Source organism: Corynebacterium sp. HMSC062E11, assembly GCF_001811845.1.
Lineage (GTDB): Bacteria > Actinomycetota > Actinomycetes > Mycobacteriales > Mycobacteriaceae > Corynebacterium > Corynebacterium hesseae.
Window position 1 is genome coordinate 73955 of sequence record NZ_KV806793.1, and the last position, 22465, is coordinate 96419.

A 22465-nucleotide genomic window follows, 5' to 3' on the forward strand; every position below is an offset into this window, starting at 1 on the left:
CGGGAGGCAACCGACTAGACTGACTCAAATGCAGGATTCAACGGTTGACCTCCTCGACGCTGCCGTCTCCGCCCTCGGAGGTGCGCGGCGTGCCGGCCAGGTGCGCATGGCGGAAGCCGTGACCACCGCGCTGGAAAAAGAGCGCCACCTCGCCGTGCAAGCTGGAACGGGTACGGGTAAATCACTGGCTTACCTCGTCCCTGCTTTTCGCCACGCGCAAGAGACCGGGCACACCGTGATTGTTTCCACGGCCACGCTGGCACTGCAACGCCAGCTGGTGGAACGAGATCTGCCGCGCCTCGCCGAGGCCCTCGAACCGCACCTGGAAAAGAAGCCGACCTTCGCCATCATGAAGGGGCGTTCCAACTACGTCTGCCTCAACAAAGTCTCCCGCGCCGCTGAGCTTGACGACGAAGACGCCCTGCTTGACCAGGACGCCATCTCCAGCCTCGGCCGCCATGTCCAGCGCGTCTACGAGTGGGCGGAGGACACCGAGACGGGCGACCGCGAGGACCTCGAACCGGGAGTGCCCGATCTAGCCTGGCGGCAGGTCTCCGTCACCTCCAATGAGTGCCTTGGTGCTACCCGCTGCCCGCACGGCGAGGACTGCTTCGCGGAGCGCGCGCGGCACCGCGCGGCGGACGTCGACATCGTCGTCACCAACCACGCGCTGCTCGCCATCGATGCGGTGGCAGACATCAACATCCTGCCGGAGCACGATGTCGTCATCATCGATGAGGCACACGAGCTGGACGGCCGTATCACCTCAGTCTCTACCGCCGAGATCACCGGGCGCGCCCTCAAAATGGCGGCCAACCGCGCCAAGTCCCTCGGCGCCAATGGCAAAGACCAGCGACTGAGCGAACAAGCCAATGAGCTCAGCCAACTACTCGGTGAATTCACGCCGGGCCGCTGGACCGATCTTCCGGAGGAAGCCAAGCAACAACTCATGAGCCTCGCGGACACGTTAAGCGACTGCCGCGAGACCATCGCCCGCGCCCCCGAAGGCGAACAGGCCCAAGACCCGGAAAAATCTGCCGAGCGCCAAAACCTGGCCAATCACCTCGGCAGCCTCGTCGAAGCCATCGCCCGCATCCTCGATGTCTTCGCCACCGGTGACCCCGCAGCACACGCCGACGTGGTGTGGCTGGAACGCGATGAGCGCACGCTGAACGACACCCTGGCCGTTGCCCCGCTCTCCATCGCCGGGATGCTGCACGAAAAGCTCTTCGGCGAACAGACTGTCGTGCTGACCTCCGCCACGCTTGCCTTGGGCGGGCGCTTCGACGCCATGGCCGCACAATGGGGCCTGCCCAAAGGTACATGGGATAGTCTCGACGTGGGCTATCCTTTCGACCCCGCGCGCAGCGGCATCCTTTATACCGCAGCGCACCTGCCGCAGCCGGGCCGCGACGGACTCAGCCCGCAGACGCTTAAGGAAATCCGCGAGCTCATCATGGCCGCGGGCGGGCGCACCCTCGGTCTCTTTTCCTCACGCCGGGCCGCACAACAAGCGGCCGAGGAGCTCAAGCCCACGCTCCCTTTCGACATTTACCTTCAAGGCGAGGACTCCATCGGCGCGCTCGTGGATAAGTTCACGAAGAACGAGAACTCCTGTCTGTTCGGCACGCTCACTCTCTGGCAGGGTGTCGACGTCCCGGGCCCCGCGTGTTCCCTGGTGCTCATCGACCGTATCCCCTTCCCCCGCCCAGATAATCCCCTGATGCAAGCGCGCACCGAAGCCGCGAAAGCGGCTGGGCGCAACGGTTTTATGGAGGTTTCCGCTACGCACGCGGCGCTGCTTATGGCCCAGGGCGCGGGCCGCTTGCTGCGCTCCACTGCGGACCGCGGGGTCGTCGCAGTCCTCGATAGCCGCTTGGAAACCAAGCGCTATGGCTCCTACCTACGCGCCTCGATGCCGCAGATGTGGCCCACGAGCGACCCGCAGGTCGTACGCGGGGCGCTCAAGCGCCTGGTTGAGGCCCGCTAGGGATGACGCAGCGCGCACACCGTGGCTGAGTCTGGAGCGACCTCGGTGAAACCGGCGTCATGCACCACCACCGCTCCCGGACGCGCACAAGCCACGGCAAATTCCTCATGGGGGATTTCGCGCACGGACAGCACAAAGTCCTGTGCTGCCCAGTCCTCCACTTCCTCGGAGCTCATCGCCGCGGCCAGCAGCATTGAGCCGTGCCCTACTTGTGCTGCGGCCTTTCCCGCACTCATGGCGAGGGAGGCGTCGACGTAGATCACGGGGGCGTCGCCAAGCGCGGGCCCGGGCTCATCCTGGGGCAAATCGGTGTGACCGATCTGCAGCTTCGCCACGAGTGGGTGCACGTCCTGCACCGCCGAGGGGAGGAAGACGCGCGCGCGATCATCCACGGTGACGCCCGGCAGGGACTGCACATCACGCCAGGCCTTGTTGCGTGCGCGGCGCGCCACCTTGCGGATGCGGTGCCCGTACCACTGCCCTAGGGCCTCGGCGAAGGCCCCATCCTGGCCAGCCCTATCATCGAGGCAGAGCTTGACGACGCCTTTAGCTGCCGCCTCGAGCACTTCGGTGCGCGCGGGTGGATCCTGCTTGGGCAGGTTAAGCGCGATCTGCATCGCCTGAATGGTCTCGGGTTTGTTCGGGTCCTCAGGGTCATCGCGCCAACTGCGCTCGCTACACGCAGCCGCAAGACGGCGATGGGCCTCGCGGAGATTACTCACTGGCAACTTCTTCCATCGGGATACCGAGGATCTGCAGGATCTCATCCATGTACGGGTGGTTGACGGAGGTATCCGCAACCTGGCGCAGCGCTGGCTTGGCGTTGAAGGCGATGCCCAAGCCGGCGGCGGAAATCATGTCGATATCGTTAGCGCCGTCGCCGACGGCAACGGTCTGCAGCATGCTCAGACCCGAATCCGCAGCGAATTCGCGCAGGAACTTCTCCTTGGCCTTGCGGTCCACCACGTCACCGATGACGCGGCCGGTGAGCTTACCGTCCACGATTTCGAGGGTGTTGGCGCGCACATAGTCGAGGTCGAGTTCCCGTGCCAGATCCTCGAGGACTTGGATAAAGCCACCAGAGACTACCGCAACGCGGTATCCCATGCGCTTGAGGGTGCGGATGGTGGTCCGCACGCCCGGGGTCAGGCAAATATCGGCGGCGGTTTCTGCGATGACGGACTCCGGCAAACCTTCCAGGGTGGCGACGCGCTCGCGTAGGGATTGCTCGAAGTCCAGCTCGCCGCGCATCGCGCGCTCCGTCACTGCGGCAACCTCGGCTTCCTTGCCGGCGTGGGCGGCCAGCATTTCGATGACCTCGCCGGTGATAAGGGTGGAATCGCAGTCAAAGCAGATAAGCCGCTTCGAACGGCGCTGCAGGCCGGAGCGCTCGATGGCGATGTCGACACCTTGCTCGGTAGCTAGGCGGGCCAGCATGGCGCGCACAGGATCGGCAGCACCATCGATCGTGATATACAGCTCCAAGCCATTGAGCGGATAAGTGGAGAGCCCGCGGATACGGTCGATGTTGACGTTGAGGTTAGCCAGTTCCTTAGCAATGGCGGACATCTGGCTGGCGTTGAGCTGGCGTCCCAGAACCACGACGACGTGCGTCGAGCGCGGGCGTGAGGTTGACTCTTCTTCTCGCAGATCCACGTTGATGGACTGCGCGTAGATGCTCAGCGTATTTCGCAATCCCTGCTCCAAAGCCTCGAGGCGCGAGGAACGAACCCGGATGTAGGCGGACAGCGAAATCCGACCGGAGAAGATAGCTTGCTCGGCGTCGACGAGCTCCACATCATGAGAGCCCAGTACGCGGAAGAAGGCCGCCGACACGCCTGGCTTATCGGGGCCGGAGGCGGTAACAACGGCGAAGACTTGTTCACTTTGATTATCCACGGGGCTTATTATCTCACACCACGTTCGTGACCTTTTCACCTACGGCAAACGCCGCCTCCCCATCGCAGTGATGGGGAGGCGGCGTTTTCAGGAGTACTCAGCTAGTGAGTGCTTAGTGGCCGACGTGTGCTTCCTCGCGAATGCGCTTAACCATGTGCGGGTAGTGCAGCTCGAAGGCCGGGCGCTCGGAACGAATGCGCGGCAGCGACACGAAGTTGTGGCGCGGCGGCGGGCAGGAGGTGGCCCACTCGAGGGAGTTGCCATAGCCCCACGGATCGTCCACGGTGACGATCTCACCGTAGCGCCAGGACTTGAAGACGTTCCAAATCAGCGGGATAACCGAGGCGCCGAGGACGAAGGAGAAGATGGTGGAAATCTGGTTGAAGACCGTGAAGCCATCAGACTCCAGGTAGTCGGCGTAACGACGCGGCATACCCATGTTGCCCACCCAGTGCTGAACCAGGAAGGTGCCGTGGAAGCCGATGAAGGTCAGCCAGAAGTGAATCTTGCCCAGGCGCTCATCGAGCATGCGGCCGGTCATCTTCGGGAACCAGAAGTACAGGCCAGCGAAGGCGGAGAACACCACGGTGCCGAAGAGGGTGTAGTGGAAGTGAGCAATCAAGAAGTAGGACTCAGCAAGGTGGAAGTCCAGTGCCGGGGAGGCCAGCATAATACCGGTCATGCCGCCGAAGAGGAAGGTTGCCAGGAAGCCCATGGCGAAGATCATCGGGGTATCCCAGGTGATGTGGCCCTTCCACATGGTGCCGACCCAGTTGAAGAACTTCACGCCGGTCGGAACCGCAATGAGGAAGGTCATGAAGGAGAAGAACGGCAGCAGAATAGCACCGGTCACGAACATGTGGTGAGCCCACACGGCCATGGACAGCGCACCGATTGCCAGCAGGGCGAAGACCAGACCGATGTAGCCGAAGACCGGCTTGCGAGCGAAGACCGGGACAACCTCAGAGATGATGCCGAAGAACGGGAGTGCCAGGACGTAGACCTCCGGGTGGCCGAAGAACCAGAAGAGGTGCTGCCACAGGATGCCGCCGCCGTTGGCGGAGTCGAAGATGTGGCCGCCCAGCTTGCGGTCATAAAGAACACCCAGCGCCGCAGCGGTCAGCAGCGGGAAGATCATCAGAACGATGACAGATGCGGTAAACACTGCCCAGGTGAAGACCGGCAGACGGAACATGGTCATGCCCGGTGCACGCAGGGTGAGGACCGTGGTGATCATGTTGATGGCGGAAGCAATGGTACCGACACCGGTAGCGCCCACGCCGACGATCCACATGTCGGCGCCGATACCCGGGGTGTGAACCGAGTCAGACAGCGGGACGTACATGGTCCAGCCGAAGTCAGCAGCGCCGCCCGGGGTCAAGAAGCCCGCGAGCATCACGACGCCGCCGGTCAGGGTAATCCAGAAACCGAAAGCGTTCAGACGCGGGAAGGCCACATCCGGTGCGCCAATCTGCAGGGGCAGAACATAGTTACCGAATGCCCACACCACTGGTGTTGCAAACAGCAGCAGCATGACGGTGCCGTGCATGGTGAAGAGCTGGTTGAACTGCTCGTTGGACAGGAACTGCAATCCTGGGGTGAAAAGCTCAGCGCGAAGCAGCAGAGCCATGAAGCCACCGAGGAAGAAGAAGCTGAAGGCCATGATCATGTACATGATGCCCAGCTGCTTGTGGTCGGTGGTGGTTAGCAACATCCACGCCTTGGAACCGGTCTTTGCGTTACCAGTCGGCTCCGGACGTGTAGGCGCGACGTAATCGTCGAGCCGTGGCGCCACAGCGGTCATAAAATCCTCCTGAAGAACAAGCGTCTAACCACATCGGTATCACGCGTTTTATCGCGCCACACGCCCAGTGATTAAACACCTAGGTTTACTCGCCTTATATTAGGGCACCTCAGGGCCAAATTTCCAGCGCTCTGATATTCCCCATAGCCCTTGTTAGCCCCGTTTTATCCGGATAACCCCTTGTACGTGGCAGACCTGCCACGCCATGCCCCACCAGGCGGTGATCTAGAACACAGATGGTCGGGTGTGTCGGCCCCTAAAACCCGAAAACGCACCCCCTGAAAGAATCAAACTTTCGGTTGATCGTTCTAGGAGGTGCGGCGTGGCAGTGGATGCTACTTAGAAGTCCCAGTCCTCGTCGGTGGTTTCCTCCGCCTTGCCAATCACGTAGGAGGAACCGGAGCCAGAGAAAAAGTCATGGTTCTCATCCGCGTTCGGAGACAAGGAGGACAGGATGGCCGGGGACACGCGGGTTTCATCAGCCGGGAAAAGCCCCTCGAAGCCTAGGTTATTGAGCGCCTTGTTGGCGTTGTAGCGAAGGAAGCGCTTTACATCCTCGGTCCAGCCCAACTCATCGTAGAGATCCTCGGTGTAATCGATCTCGTTCTCGTAGAGTTCATAGAGCAGGTCGAAGGCGTAGCCCTTCATCTCTTCCTGCTCCGACTCCGAGAGCTTCTTGTAGCCCTGCTGGAACTTGTAGCCGATGTAATAGCCGTGGACGGCCTCATCGCGGATGATGAGGCGGATGATATCGGCCGTGTTCGTCAGCTTTGCGCGCGACGAGAAGTACATCGGCAGGAAGAAGCCTGAGTAGAAGAGGAAGGATTCCAGCAAGGTGGACGCAACCTTCTTCTTCAGCGGGTCATCGCCCTGATAGTAGGACATAACGATTTTTGCCTTGCGCTGGAGGTTTTCATTCTCCTCGGACCAGCGGAAGGCGTCGTTGATCATAGGAGTCGACGCCAACGTCATGAAGATATTGGAGTAGGACTTCGCGTGAACGGACTCCATGAAGGCGATGTTGGTATAGACCGCCTCTTCGTGGAGAGTGGTGGCGTCGGGAAGCAGCGATACCGCACCGACGGTGCCCTGGATGGTATCGAGCAGAGTGAGACCAGCGAAGACACGCATGGTGGTCTCCTGCTCCTTCTCAGTCAGAGTTTTCCAGCTCTGGATATCGTTAGACACCGGCACCTTTTCCGGAAGCCAGAAGTTACCGGTGAGGCGATCCCACACCTCGAGATCCTTCTCATCTGGAATCGTGTTCCAGTTAATCGCCTTCACCGGAGCCTCGTGGCTAGCGATGTAATCGTCGTACTCGTGAGACACGCACGTCACCTCGTCTTACTAGTTATTGTGAGTCTGGTGCCATGGTACCCGGTAAAACTAGGGGCCAAAATTCCTGCGTGTTTTATACTTAAGCCCTGTTCACACGCCCCCGAATGTCGATGGAGGTACCGGCTCCCCGTGACTGAGCCCTCCGCTCCCCTACTCAGCACCGTTCTAGACACCATGGGCGCCGACATCGTCAGCGGCACCCTTGCCGCCGGTGAGCGTTTTACACTCACCGATCTCTGCGCGCGTTTCGGAGTTTCCCGAACCGTAGCCCGCGAGGCAATGCGCGCACTAGAGCACTTAGGCATGGTCTCTTCTTCACGCCGCGTAGGTATCACGGTGCTCCCCATCAGCGAGTGGGCGGTCTATGATCCCGCCATCATTTCGTGGCGCCTGAGCTCAGAGAAATCCCGCGACAGGCAGCGCTCCTCACTCAACGAACTGCGCCTTGCCATCGAGCCCGTCGCCGCCGGCCTCGCTGCGCTGCATGCGTCCCAAGAAGACAAGGAAGAGATCTTAGAGCTGGCCCAACGCCTCCAAGACACGCCAACGCGGCGCGTCGGTGAGCACCTCGCTACCGACCTGCGTTTTCATGCCATGGTTCTCCATGCCTCGGGCAATGAGATGTTTTCAGCTCTCAGCCCCTATCTGCTGTCCATGGTGCGCGGGCGTTCCCTCTTTGGCTCCCGCAAACGCAACCCCACGGCCGGCACCGAACAGCGCCACCTGGACCTAGCGGAAGCAATCCACCGCGGCGACTCCCCCGAGGCAGAAAAAATCGCACGCGCCATCCTAATTGAGGCGCGTGCGAACAAGGACTAACAAGAACTAGAGCATGCAGGAAACGCAGCCCTCAACCTCGGTTCCCTCCAGAGCCATCTGGCGCAGGCGGATGTAGTAGAGGGTCTTAATACCCTTTCGCCATGCGTAGATCTGGGCGCGGTTGATATCGCGGGTAGTGGCGGTGTCCTTGAAGAACAGCGTCAGCGACAGACCTTGGTCAACGTACTTCGTGGCCTCGGCGTAGGTGTCGATGATCTTCTCGTAGCCGATCTCATAGGAGTCCTTGAAGTACTCCAGGTTGTCGTTGTCCATGTGCGGCGCCGGATAGTAGACGCGGCCAATCTTGCCTTCCTTGCGGATTTCAATCTTGGAGGCGATCGGGTGAATCGAGGACGTCGAGTTGTTGATGTACGAAATCGATCCGGTCGGCGGCACTGCCTGCAGGTTGCGGTTGTAGATGCCGTGCTTGGCGACGTCCGCCTTCAGCGCAGCCCACTCCTCCGCCGACGGGGTGTGAATCGAGGACTTAGCGAAGAGCTCCTTGACCTTTTCCGTGCGCGGAGCAAAGTCAGCCGGATCATAACGGTCGAAGAACTCACCGCTGGCATAGTCAGACTCGGGGAACTCGGTGAAGTACTCGCCACGCTCGCGGGCCAGCTTGTTGGACGCACGCAACGCGGCGTACATGATGGCGGCGAAGTAAGCGTTGGTGAAGTCCAAGCCTTCATCGGAGCCGTACTCAATGTGCTCGCGGCCAAGGTAACCGTGCAGGTTCATCTGCCCCAGGCCAATCGCGTGGGAATCATCGTTGCCCTTGCGCACGGAGGGAACGGAGTCGATAGAGGTCTTGTCCGACACAGCCGTCAAGCCACGGATAGCGGTTTCCACTGTCAAGGCGAAGTCCGGGGAATCCATGGTAGCCGCGATATTGAGGGAGCCAAGGTTGCAGGAAATATCGCTACCCAGGGTCTTGTAGGTGAGGTCGTCGTTGAGCTCTGACGGGGCGTTCACCTGCAGAATCTCGGAGCACAGGTTCGACATGTTGATGCGCCCAGTCTTGACCGGGTTGGCGCGGTTCACGGTGTCCTCGAACATGATGTAGGGGTAACCGGACTCGAACTGCAGCTCCGCGACGGTCTGGAAGAAGTGGCGAGCGTTGATCTTCTTCTTGCGGATACGCGGATCCTCGACCATCTCTTCGTAGTGCTCGGTGATGGAAATATCGCCGAAGGCCTTGCCGTAGACGCGCTCGACATCGTACGGGCTGAACAGGTACATGTCATCGTTACGCTTTGCCAGCTCGAAGGTGATGTCGGGGATCACGATGCCAAGCGAAAGGGTCTTGATACGGATCTTCTCGTCCGCATTCTCACGCTTGGTGTCAAGGAAGCTCATAATGTCCGGGTGGTGCGCGTTGAGGTACACCGCACCAGCGCCCTGGCGAGCGCCCAGCTGGTTGGCATAGGAGAAGGAATCCTCCAACAGCTTCATCACGGGGATGACGCCGGAAGACTGGTTCTCAATATGCTTGATGGGCGCACCGGATTCACGGATGTTGGACAGCAACAGGGCCACGCCGCCGCCGCGCTTGGACAGCTGCAGAGCGGAGTTAATAGAGCGCCCAATCGACTCCATGTTGTCCTCGATGCGCAACAGGAAGCAGGACACCAGCTCGCCACGCTGAGCCTTGCCGGCGTTAAGGAAGGTCGGGGTAGCCGGCTGGAAGCGACCGGTCATGATTTCATCCACGAGGTGTTCAGCCACCTCCGTGTCACCATCCGCCAAGAAGAGTGCGGTCATGGACACACGGTCTTCGAAGCGCTCGAGGTAGCGGCGGCCGTCGAAGGTCTTCAGGGTGTACGACGTGTAGTACTTGTAGGCGCCAAGGAAGGTCTTAAAACGGAACTTAAAGGCATAGGCGCGCTTGAACAGGGACTTGATGAAATCGAAGTCGTACTGCTCGATCAGCTCCGGCTCGTAGTACTTGTTTTCCACCAGGTAGCGCATCTTCTCTTCCAAGTCGTGGAAGTAGACAGTGTTCTGGTTGACGTGCTGGAGGAAGAATTGGTTCGCGGCCTCGCGGTCCTTGTCGAACTGAATCTTGCCGTTCTCGTCATACAAGTTCAGCAGCGCGTTAAGTGCATGATAATCCAGTTGCTCGGCCGGCTTCACAGGTTCGGCGACGGTCTTACCCAGTTGCGTGGTCACGACGTTCACGGGCCTTTCTTTGCTATGGCGAAATGGAGAGACGAAATAGTACGGATGAGGCTTTAGGCAGCCAAACCTAAAGCGGCCGCGTTGGCCAGGAGGCCTTCACGGCAAATTGTGACATCTTCCTCGGTTCCGAGAAGCTCGAAGCGATACACATAAGGAACCTTACACTTGGCGGCGATAACGTCACCCGCCTTGCCAAAGTCACTGCCGAAGTTGCTGTTTCCTCCGGCTACAACGGCGCGAATGAAGCTGCGGTTGTGTTCATCATTCAGGAAACGAATGACTTGTTTGGGTACAGGCCGCGTGTTCTGCCCGCTTACCGACGCCCCTCCCCCGTATGTCGGGCACACCAAGACATAAGGTTCATTCACGGTGAGGGGCTCGTCATTAAGGCGCAGCGGGATGCGGGCGCTGGGAAGGCCGAGCTTCTCGACGAAGCGGTGGGTGTTTTCCGTAGCGGAAGAGAAATACACGACCAACATGGCGTTAACCTAGGCGCTCGCCACCATCGCAGTGAGGGCCTTGATGCGATCCGGGCGGAAGCCGGACCAGTGCTCGCCGTGCGCTTCCACGACCGGCGCTTGGACGTATCCGAGGGCCATGACGTAGTCGCGGGCATCATCATCGAGGGAGATATCCACCAACTCGTACTCGAGACCAGCACGGTCGAGAGCCTTCTTGGTGGCGTTGCACTGGACGCAAGCGGGCTTAGTGTAGACAGTGATGCTCATGTGACGTTCCTTTGGCTTCCTTCGGCGCTACACGCGGAGTGACTGTTGAATTCGATACTGGCAGAGCGTTCAACGGCTCTGCCTACAGGCTCTGAACAGCGATATCGGACCGCCGTTCAAGCAACATCAACGACACTATACTTTGTGCCCGCACCCCGCAACTAGCACTACATGTAGTAGTTACATGCCTGGTATTCCCAGGATGCAACTTGGCCCGACCCCACATGTTGACACCCCATCACTCCGCCCGTCCCCACGGCGGTAACTACACCGTTGATATTCCCTGCACGTTTACCGAAGATTCACTTAGTTTGTGACAAAGTCCACAAAAGGGCACGGCTCTAGGCCACGCCCTCGATACCGGCCCCTTTATTGCCAATGAAATCTAATCAAGCATTGGCTCGACACAGGTTCCAGAATCAGCCCCTTGCCCCGCCTCGCGGGTCAGACCAAAGAGGACCTGGCTCATCGTCATGGGATCCCGCGGCAGGTCCGGATGCAGCGGCTCCGCTCCGCACAGCTCCCCTAGATCGATGTTGACCACGTCGGCACCGTCGACAGGTGTAAGCATGGAGGAAGAGTTCGGGGTCACCGTGACGTCGGCAGGCGAATAGATCGAGGTATAGAGCGGCCCCGGCGCCGTATCAGGCAGCGCGTTGAGGTTCTCCATGAACTCGGAGCCGACAACTTGCTGGATGCCTGCAGAGCTCGCCAAGAACCGAGCAAAGTGTGGCATCGCCGCAATCATCTTGGCCAGAACCTCGCCCATCCCGTTAAGGGTTGTGCCATGGAGGTTGCCACCAATGGCCACAGCGTGGGAAACGTGCTCAGCCGAACCGTACATCTGCGTGTAGGTCTTGATGTGCAGCCCACCCTGCGAGTGACCCACCAGATTAACCTTGTCGCTTCCGGTCACCTCGCGCACGTAATCAATCTGCCCTGCAATTTCGCGCGCAGACTCATCCAAGTCCGCAATCGCCTTGGCACGAGGATTCGCATTCTGCAGCGTCACGTCGTCCGCGCCGTAGTCAAAGGCCCACACGCACATCCCTTCCTCCTGCAGGACCGGGATCAGTTCGTTCCACGTCGAGGAATTGTCCGACGTGCCGTGGAGAAGCACCACCGGCTCACGCACCTCGCCGCTCGGCTCGCACGAGGGATCATTGATTCCCAGCGAGGGATCCACCAAGCTTTCAAACTCAAAGTCCACAGCATGAGCTACCGGAACAGTGAACCCAACTGCAGCAGCACACACCGCCGCCGCGAGACGCTTCTTCATTATTCTTCTTTCTTTCAACTATCTTTCGGACCCCTGCTAAAGTCCGCCCGATAATTATATTCATTAAATCGCATCTGTCCAGGCACGTGGGCATAAAAAATCCGCCCTCCCCACAAAGCGGGGAGGGCGGAGACGAGGAAACTCGTTTCTTAGCCCTGGCGAGCCTTGAAGCGCGGATCCTTCTTGTTGATCACGAAGACCTTACCGTGGCGGCGAATAACCTGGGCGCCCGGCTTCTTCTTCAGCGACCGAAGCGACTTGCGAACCTTCATCGGGCGCTCCTTTCGTTATGCGCAATCTTGATGCGATTGATTAGTTCAAAGCATAGCTGGGAAGACACCCAGCAATGACACGAGGAAAAATATTACCCCACACGCGCGTCATTACCAAAACACTCAGCTTTCGGAGTAGCGGGAGCGCAGCTGCTCGGCAACATCCTCGAGGCTCTCCCCCGCCGTTTCCGGAACGAGTGCGCGGGTATATCCCACCGCGACGAGGCCTAAGACCGCGAAGATTCCAAAGGCCAGCGAGCCGCCGAGCCACTCGACCACCGGCAAGAAGAACTGCGCCACCGCCCAGTTACTCACCCACAGTGCCAGCCCAGCAATTCCCATGCCCACGCCGCGGACCTCTGGCGGCACGATTTCTGACATGAGCAACCACGTGGCCGGGGAGACTGCCGCCTGCTGAAAGGCAATGAACGCCGCCATGCACGCCAACGACAGCATGGCCAGCGGAATGGAGTCATGGGCGAAGTGATAGGCCACCGCGAGGACCACGAGTGAGACCACGTTGCCGCCTAGGCCCGCCAACAGCAGCCGGCGGCGTCCCAGCCGGTCAATCACGCGCATGCCCACGAGGCACGCTACGACGGATACCGCACCGATCACCATCGACGTATATACCGAGTTAGTAGTGGAGATACCCACCTGGTTCATCATCGTGGGCGCGAAGTACACAATGGCGTTCACACCCGTAATCTGCTGAGTCACCCCCATGAGCATGGCAAGCGCGATGGCCCAGCGCATCCAACGGTGGCGTCGCAAAGCTCGCCATTCACCCGTGCTCGGACGTGGACTAAGCTCCAACTCCGCTCCCTGCGCGCCGACCCGAGCGCTGACCGCGGCAGCTTCACGCGGTCGCCCTTGTGCCGCGAGCCATGCCGGGGTATCGGGCAGGAAGACCATGCCGAGCGCCAGCGCCGCGCCCGGGACCGCGGCCAGCCCCAGCATCCAATGCCAGCTGCCGCTTTCAGCCAATAGCGAGTTCACGCCATACGCCAGCAGCTGCCCCACGACGATCATGAGCGTATTGAGGGAGACCATCCGGCCCCGCACAGCCGCCGGGGTGATTTCAGAGATATACATCGGGGAGACGATCGACACCGCACCCACTGCCACGCCGAGGAATGCGCGGGCGGCAGCGAGTTCAGCGGCCGAGCTTGAAAGCGCGCACCACACGGAACCAGCCACAAAGATGAGCCCACCGGCGATGAGAGTGCGACGCCGCCCGATCATGCTCGCCACACGCCCAGCGACCAGCGCGCCGGCTGCCGCGCCAACCAAAAGCATCGAGGTCACCAGCCCCTCCTCGTGGGCGGACATGCCAAATTCCGGCCCAACGAAGAGGAGGGCGCCGGACATCACTCCGGTGTCATATCCAAAGAGCAGGCCACCCAGGGCGGCGACGCCTGCGACCATCATGACGTACGTATCTTTGTTCACGGGTTCCTATTGTCGCAGGCGGCTACCATTGGCGTCATGTCACATGAATCCATAGACCTCCAGCACGACATCATCGGGGCCCTCGGCGTAAAACCCAGTATCGATCCGGCAGAAGAGGTTGAGCGCCGCGTCGCCTTTTTGGTGGACTACCTACGCACAACCGGCGCGAAGGGCTTTGTCCTGGGCATCTCTGGCGGCCAGGACTCCACCCTGGCTGGGCGCTTGGCACAGCTGGCGGTGGCCCGCGTCGATGGCGCGGACTTCTGGGCCGTGCGCCTTCCCCACGGCGTACAGGCCGACGAGGATGACGCACAGATCGCCCTAGACTTTATCGAGCCCGACCACTGCCTCACCGTCAACATCGCCGAGGCCACCGCGGCTCTCGACGGCGCCGTGGCCAACGCCCTACACCAGGACTCCCTGGGGGACTTCAATCGAGGCAACCTCAAGGCCCGCCTGCGCATGGCCGCGCAGTACGCGCTGGCCGGCGAAGTCGGCGCGCTGGTCATCGGTACAGACCACGCCGCCGAAAACGTCACCGCCTTCTTTACCAAGTGGGGCGACGGCGCTGCCGACGTCCTGCCCCTCGCCGGGCTTAACAAGCGCCAGGGTGCTCAGCTTCTGAAGCATCTCGGCGCACCAGAATCTACGTGGAAGAAGGTTCCCACCGCAGATCTAGAGGATGACCGCCCCCTACTCTCTGACGAAGAAGCGCTCGGCGTCACCTACTCCCACATCGATGACTACCTCGAGGGCAAGGACGTGCCTGCCGCCGCCCAATCGCGCATCGAGACCTTGTGGCGCCGCGGCGCCCACAAGCGCACCATGCCGCCTGGGCCGCAATAATCTTCTGCCGGTTGCAGGGCGCTCTTAAGCAATGGAATCGCGCTAACGCAACGCGTCGAGCGTGGCCTCCGCTGCTTGTTCGAGCGGGCCGTAATACGCGGGCCCATGTGTTAAGGAATGCACCGCCAGCGGGTGCAGCTGATGCATGGGCACCCACTTCTCGTATTCCTTGGGCGCCCCGTACCCGCGGAGGATTTCCTCGTAGAACGGCGTGCCAAACAGTTCGAGCATGGCGAGGTCCGTCCACGGGTGACCGCCGTGTGCAGCTGGGTCGATCATCACGGCCGAAGCGTCAGTAAACAGTACGTTGCCTGCCCACAGGTCACCGTGAATGCGAGCCGGTTTCACGTCCCAGTCAGTGGCTTTTATGGCCTCACATGCTTGTCGGACAATCCCCTGCAATCCCTGAGGCAGTCCATCCACGAAAGGCAGCACTCGCTGCTCAGCGTAGAACTCGCCCCAGGATTCGCATGGTTCGCAGGGTTGCTCCACGCGTCCAATGAAGTTCGCGCCCTCCCAGCCCGCCGGTGGCGCGCCGAAGGCGGGCGCTCCCGCTTCATGGACCGTGCGCAGCGCAGCGCCAAAGGCGCGGGCAGCAGGAGCGCTCGGCCGCGCCTGCTCCACCCGCCGCGTGCTAAGAGAAGTAGAGGTGACTTCGGTGACGTCCACGACGACGGCGGCAAGCGCCTGCGCAAGCCATCTCAACCCAGCAGCCTCGGCGCCAGCTTGATCAGGACGGGACACGGTCTTGGTGAATACATCCATGGCCCCAGCATAGGAAAAGGCCGCCCCCATTCAAGGAGACGGCCGAAAGTGGAGCTAACGGGATTCGAACCCGTGACCCCCACACTGCCAGTGTGGTGCGCTACCAACTGCGCCATAGCCCCAGAGCTGTATTGAATTATGAAGTGGAGCTAACGGGATTCGAACCCGTGACCCCCACACTGCCAGTGTGGTGCGCTACCAACTGCGCCATAGCCCCTTATACGAGGTGCAACCTTTGTGATTGCAACTCGTATCAATATATCGCCTCCGTTTTCACTCACCAAATCGCGAGTTTAGGTGCGGTATTTGCACGCCCCTACTTAGCGGCGACGAGGTCGACCCACTCCATGATGGAGGTCTTGTCATCCTCCGGAATGTCCTTGCCGTCCTTGATGATGCGCGGCGAGGACACGCTGCCGGTGTCGGCTTCCAGCTTCTCGTAGTTCGCGGTTACTAGGGCGTTGCCCTTGCCCACCGGTGCATCCTCGATGGCTTTGACGGTGTCCTTATCCGCGCCCAAGGACTTAGCGGCCTGCGCGAAGTCCTTCATCTCCCACTTGTTGTACACCTTGGACTGCTCATCCATGAGGTACTTACGCAGGTTCCAGTAGAGCTGTACGTCACCGGACTTGGCCACCTGCTCCATCGCAGCCGCGGCCTTGGAGGAGTGTCCCTCGTTGGACTTGATGCTCTCGATGCCATTCGGGCTGCCATCCAGGAAGTTGAGGGTGCGCACCTTAACGATGAGCTTGCCCTGTTCAATCTTTTCCTTCATCTGATCATCGGTCTGCTTGGCCAGATCAGAGCAGTGAGGGCAAGAGTAGTCCTCGTACAGCTCGACCTCCGGCGCATCCTTGGCGTCGGTAGCCTTGAGGGTCACGGCGTTATCAGCAAAGGACATCTCCATATTGACGTCCTGCTTGGTGTAGCCTTCCAAGCCCTCAACGCTGGCACCACGGTTTTGGTAGAAGATAAAGCCGAGCACGACGGCAATAATCACCAGCAGAACACCGATGCCCCACAGGAATCCGCTGTTGTTATTGGCGGTGGGGTCTTTAACTGTACTCATTGAGAAACCTTGTCTTGTATGACGTAAATGGAACGAACCGAAATCCTACACACCGCTGTTAAGGGTGCAATGCAAACTTGGTGAAGGGACGCTTGATTGTCCACACCATTAACACAGAATAGAAGACATCACGCAGCAGTGTCATCATGTAGTTCATCACCTGCGCGTCTTCATCAGGGCTAACGGAGAAACAACCGCAGTCAATCCCGAGCCCTCGCATCCACGCTTGCGCAATGCCAATCATGAATAGAACGAGGACAATCTGTCCCACCCATGCCGATTGGCGCAGGAACAGCCCCAGCAGCAGCAACAGGCCGCCGCACACTTCCAACGGGCCAATCAGGTAGGACAAATACTGAGACCACTCTGGTGTAAAGATCTCATAGGCCTTGATGCTTTGCGATACCGCGAGCTGATCCGACAGCTTCGACGCTCCCGCTTTGATCCACACATAGGCCATATAAAAGCGCGCGAATGCACTAATGACGTCAAGCACAAGGGCGGCGCTGATTTTGTCTTTGATCACGAGCACAGCCTAACAAGTTAAGGGTGGAGAGCGTAACGGCGATACGGGCGCCAGATTGTCCAAAGGGTGAGGACCAAGAAGGTTGCATCACGCAGCAGCGTCAGCGCGTAGTTCATGCCTTGGCTCACGTCGGCGGGGTCATAGCCGAAACAACCGCAATCGATCACCAGCCCACGCGCCCATGCCTGGGAGATTCCCACCATGAAGAGGACTAAGACCACCGCCGCGACTGCCGACGCCTCCCTCAAGAACAACCCCAGCAGCAACAGCACCCCACCCATGAGTTCCAAGGGTCCGATGAGGTAGGCCAAGTATCCGGACCATTCCGGGGTGAAGATGCCGTAGGCCTCGATGGCCTGGGTCATCTCCATCCTGGCGTCCAGCTTCTGAATACCGGCGATAATCCACACGGCAGCCATTCCAAAACGCACCAGCGCGCTCATCAGATCGGCGGCCGACATGGATTTTGCGGATGTCATAATTCATTAGCCTAGTCTCGGACCTGGCTTCGGACCCAGACTTCAGCCCTGGCCTTCAGACCTAGCCTTCGAGAACCTGCGACACCAACGCCTGCGCCTCTTCCTGCACCTGCTTAAGGTGTTCTTCGCCACGGAAGCTCTCGGCATAGATCTTGTACTTGTCCTCCGTGCCGGAAGGGCGGGCAGCGAACCACGCGTTCTCCGTCGCCACCTTCAGGCCGCCAATCGCTGCGCCGTTGCCGGGGGCCTCGGTGAGTTTGGCCACGATCTTCTCCCCAGCCAGCTCAGTCGCCGTCACCTGCTCCGGGGAAAGCTTCTTCAGGATGGCCTTCTGCTCGCGGGTAGCTGGGGCGTCGGTCCGCGCATAAGCTGGCGCACCGTATTCTTCGGCCAGCTCCGCATAGCGTTGAGACGGGGTCTTGCCCGTGACCGCCAAGATCTCGGCAGCCAAGAGATCCATGATGATGCCATCCTTATCGGTGGACCACACGGTCCCATCGAAGCGCAGGAAGGAAGCACCAGCAGATTCCTCACCGCCGAAGCCCAGGGTGCCGCCGACAAGCCCCGGCACAAACCACTTGAAGCCCACCGGAACCTCCACGAGCTCACGGCCCAGGCTGGCCACGACGCGATCGATCATGGAGGAAGACACCAAGGTCTTGCCCACCCCGGCCTCACCCCACTCGGGACGGTGGCTAAACAGGTACTCAATGGCCACCGCTAGGTAGTGGTTCGGATTCATCAGACCCGCATCCGGGGTGACGATGCCGTGGCGATCAGAATCCGCGTCGTTGCCCGTGGCCAAGTCGTACTTGGAGCGGTTCTGAACCAACGAAGCCATGGCGTCCGGGGAGGAGCAGTCCATGCGGATCTTGCCGTCAGTATCCAGAGTCATGAAGCGGAAGGTGCCGTCTACCTCTGGGTTCACCACCGTCATGTTGAGCCCGTAGTGCTCGGCGATGGCCGCCCAGTAGTCCACCGAGGCGCCGCCCATCGGGTCCGCGCCGATGCGCACACCGGCCTCTTTAATGGCCGCCATGTCCACAACGTTGGCTAGGTCAGCCACGTAGGAGTCGAGGTAGTTGTGCTTCACGCAGCGCTCATCGAGCACGCCGTCAACCGCCACGCGCTTGACGCCCTCCAACCCGGCGCGCAGATAGTCGTTGGCCTTGGCTGCAATCCAGTCGGTGGCATCCGTGTCTGCTGGGCCGCCCGTCGGCGGGTTGTACTTGAAGCCGCCATCGCGCGGCGGATTGTGGGAGGGAGTGATCACGATGCCATCGGTGCCCGGGTTGGTCAGGATGGCGTGGGAGACGGCCGGGGTCGGGGTGTAGCGGCCGCGGTCATCCACGCGAACCTCCAACCCATTAGCAAGGAGAACCTCAAGGGCGGAGACCATGGCGGGCTCGGACAAAGCGTGGGTATCGCGGCCGATGAAAATGGCGCCCGTGGTCCCCTGCTCAGCGCGGTAGTCCACGATGGCCTGGGTAATCGCCAAGATGTGAGCCTCGTTGAAGGCGGTGTCCAAGGCGGAGCCGCGGTGCCCTGAGGTGCCGAAGGCGACCTGCTGGTCGGGGTTATCTGCATCGGGGGTGCGGGTGTAATACGCGGTGACTAGTTCTGCGATATCGATGAGATCGGAAGGCTGGGCTAGCTGGCCGGCGCGCTCGTGTGCCATGGTGGGTTCCTCCTTGGAGACGTGGATACACCCTAAGCTTGCCTGCTTCACGCTGGTTTCGCATCCCAATTAGGATGGTGCCTATGCCACAGATCCTTCTTGTGGGCTGCGGGACCGCGCTCGGGGCGCTGACTCGTTTCGGCCTTACTTCACTTCTCGGGGGTGGCGCGCTGCCGCTGCTACTCATCAACGTTCTTGGCAGTGCTGTCATGGGCTATGCCAAGCCACCAGCGTTCTGGGGCACGGGTTTCTTAGGCGGCTTCACTAGCTTTGCCGCTTTCGCCTTCCTCACCTCCGGCTTCGGCCCAGCGCAGGCGGGGGCGTACGTCGTTGCGACAGTCGCCGGTTGTACTGCCGCTTATCTCATGGGTGACCGTCTCCAGGATCGGGGCCGCGCATGATCCTCTCCATCTTGGCGGTCCTCGCCGGCGGCTTTGTTGGCGGCTGCGGGCGCTACTTGCTCACCCGTGTGCTCCCCTCCCCCACGTGTACCTTTGCCGCCAACCTCGTCGGCGCGGCGGTGGCCGGTGTGGCCTATGGCTATGCCACGCATGCACACGCCCCCGAGTATTTCCTACCCCTGCTGGCGGCCGGACTCGCCGGCGGGCTATCCACGTGGTCCACGATGGCCAAGGAACTCGGTGAAATGATAAAGGCCAAGCGTTGGTGGCGCTTGGCACGTTATCTCTTCTGGACCATCGGCCTAGGAATCATCGTGGCCTGGCGCGGGGCGTGGGTCGGCTCGCTGCTGGCCTAACCCGCCTCCCACGCCCCTTGTGCAGCCACAGGCTGTGTTAGTCGGCGATAGCGTCCAACGGCGGGGTCTTCGCCGCGCGCTGCGCCGGCCACAGGGCCGCCAGCACACCGACGATTCCCGAGCCCACGAACATGACCGCGAGCATCATCCACGGCACCGTCGCGGAATCGAGGCCTTCGTCGGAAAGCACGGAGATGAAGGACCACCCCATCCCCAATCCCATGAGGATGCCCATGAGCGCGCCGAAGAGGGCGATCTGTACCGATTCCACCGTGATCATTGTGCGAATCTGGCGGCGTTGAGTACCCACCGCGCGCAGCATACCGATCTCTTGACGGCGTTCGATCACGCCGAGGGTGAGGGTATTGACAATGCCCAGGACAGCGATGACCACAGCCAAAGCCAGCAGCGCGTAGAGAATCGTGAGCATCTGGTCAATCATTCCGGCGGCCTCGCCGGCGTATTCCTCGCTGGTGCGCACCTGTACCACAACGAGGTCCCTGACGGACTTCTCCAGGTTGGCGCGCAGCTTCTCCTTGTCATAGCCTTCTTCCGCGTTCACGGAAACCACCGTGACGTCGAGGCTGCTGGGGTCGATGACCTCTTCTGCCGCGGATTGGGATACGGCCAGGCCCGGAAGCATCTGGAAAGGTTCATAGGTGCCGAGGAGTTTTACCTGCGCGGTACGCGAGGGATCGGGCCCCGCCAGCTCATAGCTCTGGCCGACCTCCCAACCTTGCTTCTCAGCCAGGGCAGAGTCGGCGATGAAGCCCGGTTCCTCACCCGTATTCAGGGCACCATCTACCAAGGTCAGGTTGAGCATGTCATCGGCGTTGCCATCGATGATCTGGCTGATCATCATTTCCGGGCCATAATTCATCGAAGCCTGACCATCCACCTGCAGGGGTGCTGTGCTCATCGCCACGAGCTGTCCGACGCCCTCGGTATCGCGGGCGCGCTGCACCGTCTCGTTCGGCGTCGGGAAGTTTCCAGACGTCGGCCCGGACAACAAGAAGTCCGCGCGGGCGTCCTGCTCGACGGCGTCGGCCACCGAGGTTTTCATCGTCGCACCCAACATGCCGATCGATGTCACCAGCGCCACGCCCAGCATGAGAGCGAACGCAGTCGCCGCGGTACGGCGCGGATTGCGCGCCGAGTTCGTCGATGCCAGCTTGCCGACCGCGCCAAAGGGCGCGCCAACCACGCGGCCGATCGCCGGAACGATAGGCAAGGAGATGGCCGGTCCCGCAAGGAAGAAGCCGAGGATGAGGTTGAGCGAGCCGAGGCCCACGAGTGTGGCGCGGATGCCCGTGGAGGCGTCGACAAGCACGCCCACGAGCGCAAAAATAATGCCGACGACGAGCAGCAGCCCGCCCAGCACGCTGCGCACCAGCAGCGAAGCGCCCGCCGCGGACTCGGTGGTGCGCATGGCTTCCACGGGCTTGACCGCGCCTGCCCGGCGCGCCGGTGCCCACGCGGAAACGATGGTGACCAATGCGCCCAGAATCAACGGCACAAGCACAGCGCTCAAGCTCAGGCCCAGGCCGCCGCCCATGGGCATGCCCTTGGCTTCGAAGACGGCCTTAATGATCGCCACCAGGCCCATGCCCGCTGCCACGCCCACGGCAGAGCCCACGAGGCCCACGATGAAGGCCTCCGTCACCACCGAGCGCGTAATCTGGCCGCGGGATGCACCGAGTGCGCGCAGCAGCGCGAACTCCTTGGTGCGCTGAGCCACGATCATGGAGAACGTGTTCGCGATGATGAACGTGCCCACCAGCAGCGCGATGAGGCCGAAGGCGATGAGGAAGTAGTTGACGAATTTCAGGGCAGAGGAAATCTGATCCGAAATCTCATCGGCCAGCTTCTGGCCAGATTCCGCCTTAACCTCGAAGGTCTCGTTGAGGTGATCCACGAGCGCATCGGCGCTCACTCCCTCGGCCGCGGCGACCTTCAGCTGTTCGGAATTGCCGTATCGCTCGACGAAGGCCTCGTGGTCCATGAGCAGCGTCAGGCTGGGGCCTTGGTCCACCACAGGCTTGACGACGCCCACGACCTTAACCTCATCACGCTGGTCCGGGTGGACCACGAGGAGGCTGTCGCCGATCTTGATATCGAACTCTTCCGCAGCCGAGTCGTTGATGAGAACCTCGCCGGTCCCGTGGGGCGCGGAGCCGTCGACAAGCGTGGCGGGCTCACCGACGGATTGGTCCTCCGGGTAGTAGGGCTGCACGCTGGAGGTGCCGCCGCCGGTTTGAAAGGCCTCGGCATCCTTGTTGGCAACGACGACGGTCTGGCTGCTTTGCATGTTGACCGCGCGCACGTCGGGGTCGGCGGCGATGTCATCGCGCATCTTCTGGTCGAGGATTGGGCCGCCTTCCTTCTGGCTCACGGCCGCATCCACACCGGTAAATGCGGTAGACACCGCGGAGTCGAAGGTGTTCGACAAAGATTTGGTGAACATGAAGGACCCCGAGATGAAGGCGGTGCCGAGCACCACCGCCAGCAGGGTCAGGGCAAGGCGCAGCTTGTGCGCGAGAATATTGCGCACGGACACCGTGCGCATGGTGTTCTTTGTGGCCATGC

The 22465-nt window shown here is 61.0% G+C and carries 21 protein-coding genes and 2 tRNA genes; 5 read left to right on the forward strand and 18 right to left on the reverse strand.

The genetic code is table 11. The features are described from left to right. The first annotated feature begins 28 nt into the window (after window positions 1-28). Window positions 29-1990, forward strand: coding sequence for an ATP-dependent DNA helicase (locus tag HMPREF2822_RS06205; RefSeq protein WP_070522414.1), 1962 nt, complete (start codon window positions 29-31; stop codon window positions 1988-1990). Here the strand turns inward: HMPREF2822_RS06205 and HMPREF2822_RS06210 are convergent. From HMPREF2822_RS06210 to nrdF, 4 genes are all read right to left on the reverse strand, one after another. Beyond that, on the reverse strand, window positions 1987-2712 hold the full coding sequence (locus HMPREF2822_RS06210; RefSeq protein WP_070522417.1) for a peptidyl-tRNA hydrolase: 726 nt from the start codon (window positions 2710-2712) through the stop codon (window positions 1987-1989). The two genes, HMPREF2822_RS06205 and HMPREF2822_RS06210, sit on opposite strands and share 4 nt — an antisense overlap. Next, window positions 2705-3898, reverse strand: coding sequence for a phosphoserine phosphatase SerB (gene serB / locus HMPREF2822_RS06215; protein WP_070522500.1), 1194 nt, complete (start codon window positions 3896-3898; stop codon window positions 2705-2707). The genes HMPREF2822_RS06210 and serB overlap by 8 nt, the downstream gene beginning before the upstream one ends. Before the next feature lie 103 nt (window positions 3899-4001). Then, window positions 4002-5693, reverse strand: a complete 1692-nt coding sequence (gene ctaD, locus HMPREF2822_RS06220; protein WP_070522420.1) for an aa3-type cytochrome oxidase subunit I — start codon at window positions 5691-5693, stop codon at window positions 4002-4004. A gap of 339 nt (window positions 5694-6032) precedes the next feature. Continuing rightward, window positions 6033-7022, reverse strand: coding sequence for a class 1b ribonucleoside-diphosphate reductase subunit beta (nrdF, locus tag HMPREF2822_RS06225; RefSeq protein WP_070522424.1), 990 nt, complete (start codon window positions 7020-7022; stop codon window positions 6033-6035). Window positions 7023-7205: 183 nt separating this feature from the next. On the opposite strand from nrdF, the gene HMPREF2822_RS06230 reads away from it, so the two are divergent. Next, window positions 7206-7850, forward strand: a complete 645-nt coding sequence (locus tag HMPREF2822_RS06230; RefSeq protein ID WP_154762484.1) for a FadR/GntR family transcriptional regulator — start codon at window positions 7206-7208, stop codon at window positions 7848-7850. A gap of 6 nt (window positions 7851-7856) precedes the next feature. Here the strand turns inward: HMPREF2822_RS06230 and nrdE are convergent, their stop codons facing one another. The 6 genes from nrdE to HMPREF2822_RS06260 form a co-directional block, all read right to left on the reverse strand. Continuing rightward, entirely contained in the window at window positions 7857-10019 is a 2163-nt protein-coding gene (nrdE, locus tag HMPREF2822_RS06235; protein WP_070522502.1) for a class 1b ribonucleoside-diphosphate reductase subunit alpha, read from the reverse strand. Between the two features lie 62 nt (window positions 10020-10081). Next, on the reverse strand, window positions 10082-10507 hold the full coding sequence (nrdI, locus tag HMPREF2822_RS06240; protein WP_070522431.1) for a class Ib ribonucleoside-diphosphate reductase assembly flavoprotein NrdI: 426 nt from the start codon (window positions 10505-10507) through the stop codon (window positions 10082-10084). Between the two features lie 9 nt (window positions 10508-10516). Beyond that, entirely contained in the window at window positions 10517-10756 is a 240-nt protein-coding gene (gene nrdH / locus HMPREF2822_RS06245; protein WP_070522434.1) for a glutaredoxin-like protein NrdH, read from the reverse strand. A 385-nt stretch (window positions 10757-11141) separates the two neighbouring features. After that, the gene (locus tag HMPREF2822_RS06250) at window positions 11142-12035 is read right to left on the reverse strand and encodes an esterase/lipase family protein (protein WP_070522437.1); all 894 of its coding nucleotides are present in this window, start codon (window positions 12033-12035) and stop codon (window positions 11142-11144) included. 149 nt (window positions 12036-12184) lie between these two features. Further along, a complete protein-coding gene (gene ykgO, locus HMPREF2822_RS06255) occupies window positions 12185-12307 on the reverse strand; it encodes a type B 50S ribosomal protein L36 (protein WP_003847162.1) in 123 nt (40 codons plus the stop codon). Window positions 12308-12430: 123 nt separating this feature from the next. After that, window positions 12431-13759 carry a sugar porter family MFS transporter gene (locus HMPREF2822_RS06260; RefSeq protein ID WP_070522440.1) on the reverse strand — a complete coding sequence of 443 codons (1329 nt, stop codon included), beginning with the start codon at window positions 13757-13759 and terminating at the stop codon, window positions 12431-12433. 36 nt (window positions 13760-13795) lie between these two features. On the opposite strand from HMPREF2822_RS06260, the gene nadE reads away from it, so the two are divergent. Continuing rightward, window positions 13796-14605, forward strand: a complete 810-nt coding sequence (nadE, locus tag HMPREF2822_RS06265) for an ammonia-dependent NAD(+) synthetase (RefSeq protein ID WP_209167934.1) — start codon at window positions 13796-13798, stop codon at window positions 14603-14605. A gap of 42 nt (window positions 14606-14647) precedes the next feature. Here the strand turns inward: nadE and HMPREF2822_RS06270 are convergent, their stop codons facing one another. The 7 genes from HMPREF2822_RS06270 to pgm all read right to left on the reverse strand — a co-directional run bounded on the left by HMPREF2822_RS06270 (window position 14648) and on the right by pgm (window position 19122). Continuing rightward, window positions 14648-15370, reverse strand: a complete 723-nt coding sequence (locus HMPREF2822_RS06270) for a fructosamine kinase family protein (protein WP_083304481.1) — start codon at window positions 15368-15370, stop codon at window positions 14648-14650. Window positions 15371-15419: 49 nt separating this feature from the next. Then, window positions 15420-15492, reverse strand: a tRNA-Ala gene (locus tag HMPREF2822_RS06275). Between the two features lie 22 nt (window positions 15493-15514). After that, window positions 15515-15587, reverse strand: a tRNA-Ala gene (locus tag HMPREF2822_RS06280). 99 nt (window positions 15588-15686) lie between these two features. Next, the gene (locus HMPREF2822_RS06285) at window positions 15687-16439 is read right to left on the reverse strand and encodes a DsbA family protein (RefSeq protein ID WP_070522447.1); all 753 of its coding nucleotides are present in this window, start codon (window positions 16437-16439) and stop codon (window positions 15687-15689) included. Window positions 16440-16497: 58 nt separating this feature from the next. Next, window positions 16498-16965, reverse strand: a complete 468-nt coding sequence (locus HMPREF2822_RS06290; RefSeq protein ID WP_070522450.1) for a MauE/DoxX family redox-associated membrane protein — start codon at window positions 16963-16965, stop codon at window positions 16498-16500. A gap of 17 nt (window positions 16966-16982) precedes the next feature. Continuing rightward, window positions 16983-17444, reverse strand: coding sequence for a MauE/DoxX family redox-associated membrane protein (locus tag HMPREF2822_RS06295; RefSeq protein WP_070522452.1), 462 nt, complete (start codon window positions 17442-17444; stop codon window positions 16983-16985). Between the two features lie 61 nt (window positions 17445-17505). Then, complete coding sequence (pgm, locus tag HMPREF2822_RS06300; protein ID WP_070522455.1) at window positions 17506-19122, reverse strand: phosphoglucomutase (alpha-D-glucose-1,6-bisphosphate-dependent); 1617 nt, start codon at window positions 19120-19122, stop codon at window positions 17506-17508. Window positions 19123-19205: 83 nt separating this feature from the next. On the opposite strand from pgm, the gene HMPREF2822_RS06305 reads away from it, so the two are divergent. Together HMPREF2822_RS06305 and HMPREF2822_RS06310 are read left to right on the forward strand one after the other, a co-directional pair. Continuing rightward, on the forward strand, window positions 19206-19523 hold the full coding sequence (locus HMPREF2822_RS06305) for a fluoride efflux transporter family protein (RefSeq protein ID WP_070522459.1): 318 nt from the start codon (window positions 19206-19208) through the stop codon (window positions 19521-19523). After that, on the forward strand, window positions 19520-19879 hold the full coding sequence (locus HMPREF2822_RS06310; protein ID WP_070522464.1) for a fluoride efflux transporter FluC: 360 nt from the start codon (window positions 19520-19522) through the stop codon (window positions 19877-19879). Before HMPREF2822_RS06305 ends, HMPREF2822_RS06310 begins: the two co-directional genes overlap by 4 nt. Window positions 19880-19916: 37 nt before the next feature. Here the strand turns inward: HMPREF2822_RS06310 and HMPREF2822_RS06315 are convergent, their stop codons facing one another. After that, window positions 19917-22463, reverse strand: a complete 2547-nt coding sequence (locus tag HMPREF2822_RS06315) for an ABC transporter permease (RefSeq protein ID WP_070522465.1) — start codon at window positions 22461-22463, stop codon at window positions 19917-19919. Window positions 22464-22465 lie beyond the last annotated feature (2 nt).

Coding starts and splice junctions, on each gene's coding strand:
- HMPREF2822_RS06270 (WP_083304481.1), bottom strand. CDS start 15,370: ATGGATGTATTCACCAAGACCGTGTCCCGTCCTGATCAAGCTGGCGCC.
- HMPREF2822_RS06310 (WP_070522464.1), top strand. CDS start 19,520: ATGATCCTCTCCATCTTGGCGGTCCTCGCCGGCGGCTTTGTTGGCGGC.
- nrdI (WP_070522431.1), bottom strand. CDS start 10,507: ATGTTGGTCGTGTATTTCTCTTCCGCTACGGAAAACACCCACCGCTTC.
- nadE (WP_209167934.1), top strand. CDS start 13,796: ATGTCACATGAATCCATAGACCTCCAGCACGACATCATCGGGGCCCTC.
- pgm (WP_070522455.1), bottom strand. CDS start 19,122: ATGGCACACGAGCGCGCCGGCCAGCTAGCCCAGCCTTCCGATCTCATC.
- HMPREF2822_RS06285 (WP_070522447.1), bottom strand. CDS start 16,439: ATGAGTACAGTTAAAGACCCCACCGCCAATAACAACAGCGGATTCCTG.
- ykgO (WP_003847162.1), bottom strand. CDS start 12,307: ATGAAGGTTCGCAAGTCGCTTCGGTCGCTGAAGAAGAAGCCGGGCGCC.
- HMPREF2822_RS06205 (WP_070522414.1), top strand. CDS start 29: ATGCAGGATTCAACGGTTGACCTCCTCGACGCTGCCGTCTCCGCCCTC.
- HMPREF2822_RS06305 (WP_070522459.1), top strand. CDS start 19,206: ATGCCACAGATCCTTCTTGTGGGCTGCGGGACCGCGCTCGGGGCGCTG.
- HMPREF2822_RS06230 (WP_154762484.1), top strand. CDS start 7,206: ATGGGCGCCGACATCGTCAGCGGCACCCTTGCCGCCGGTGAGCGTTTT.
- HMPREF2822_RS06250 (WP_070522437.1), bottom strand. CDS start 12,035: ATGAAGAAGCGTCTCGCGGCGGCGGTGTGTGCTGCTGCAGTTGGGTTC.
- HMPREF2822_RS06295 (WP_070522452.1), bottom strand. CDS start 17,444: ATGACATCCGCAAAATCCATGTCGGCCGCCGATCTGATGAGCGCGCTG.
- HMPREF2822_RS06315 (WP_070522465.1), bottom strand. CDS start 22,463: ATGGCCACAAAGAACACCATGCGCACGGTGTCCGTGCGCAATATTCTC.
- nrdH (WP_070522434.1), bottom strand. CDS start 10,756: ATGAGCATCACTGTCTACACTAAGCCCGCTTGCGTCCAGTGCAACGCC.
- ctaD (WP_070522420.1), bottom strand. CDS start 5,693: ATGACCGCTGTGGCGCCACGGCTCGACGATTACGTCGCGCCTACACGT.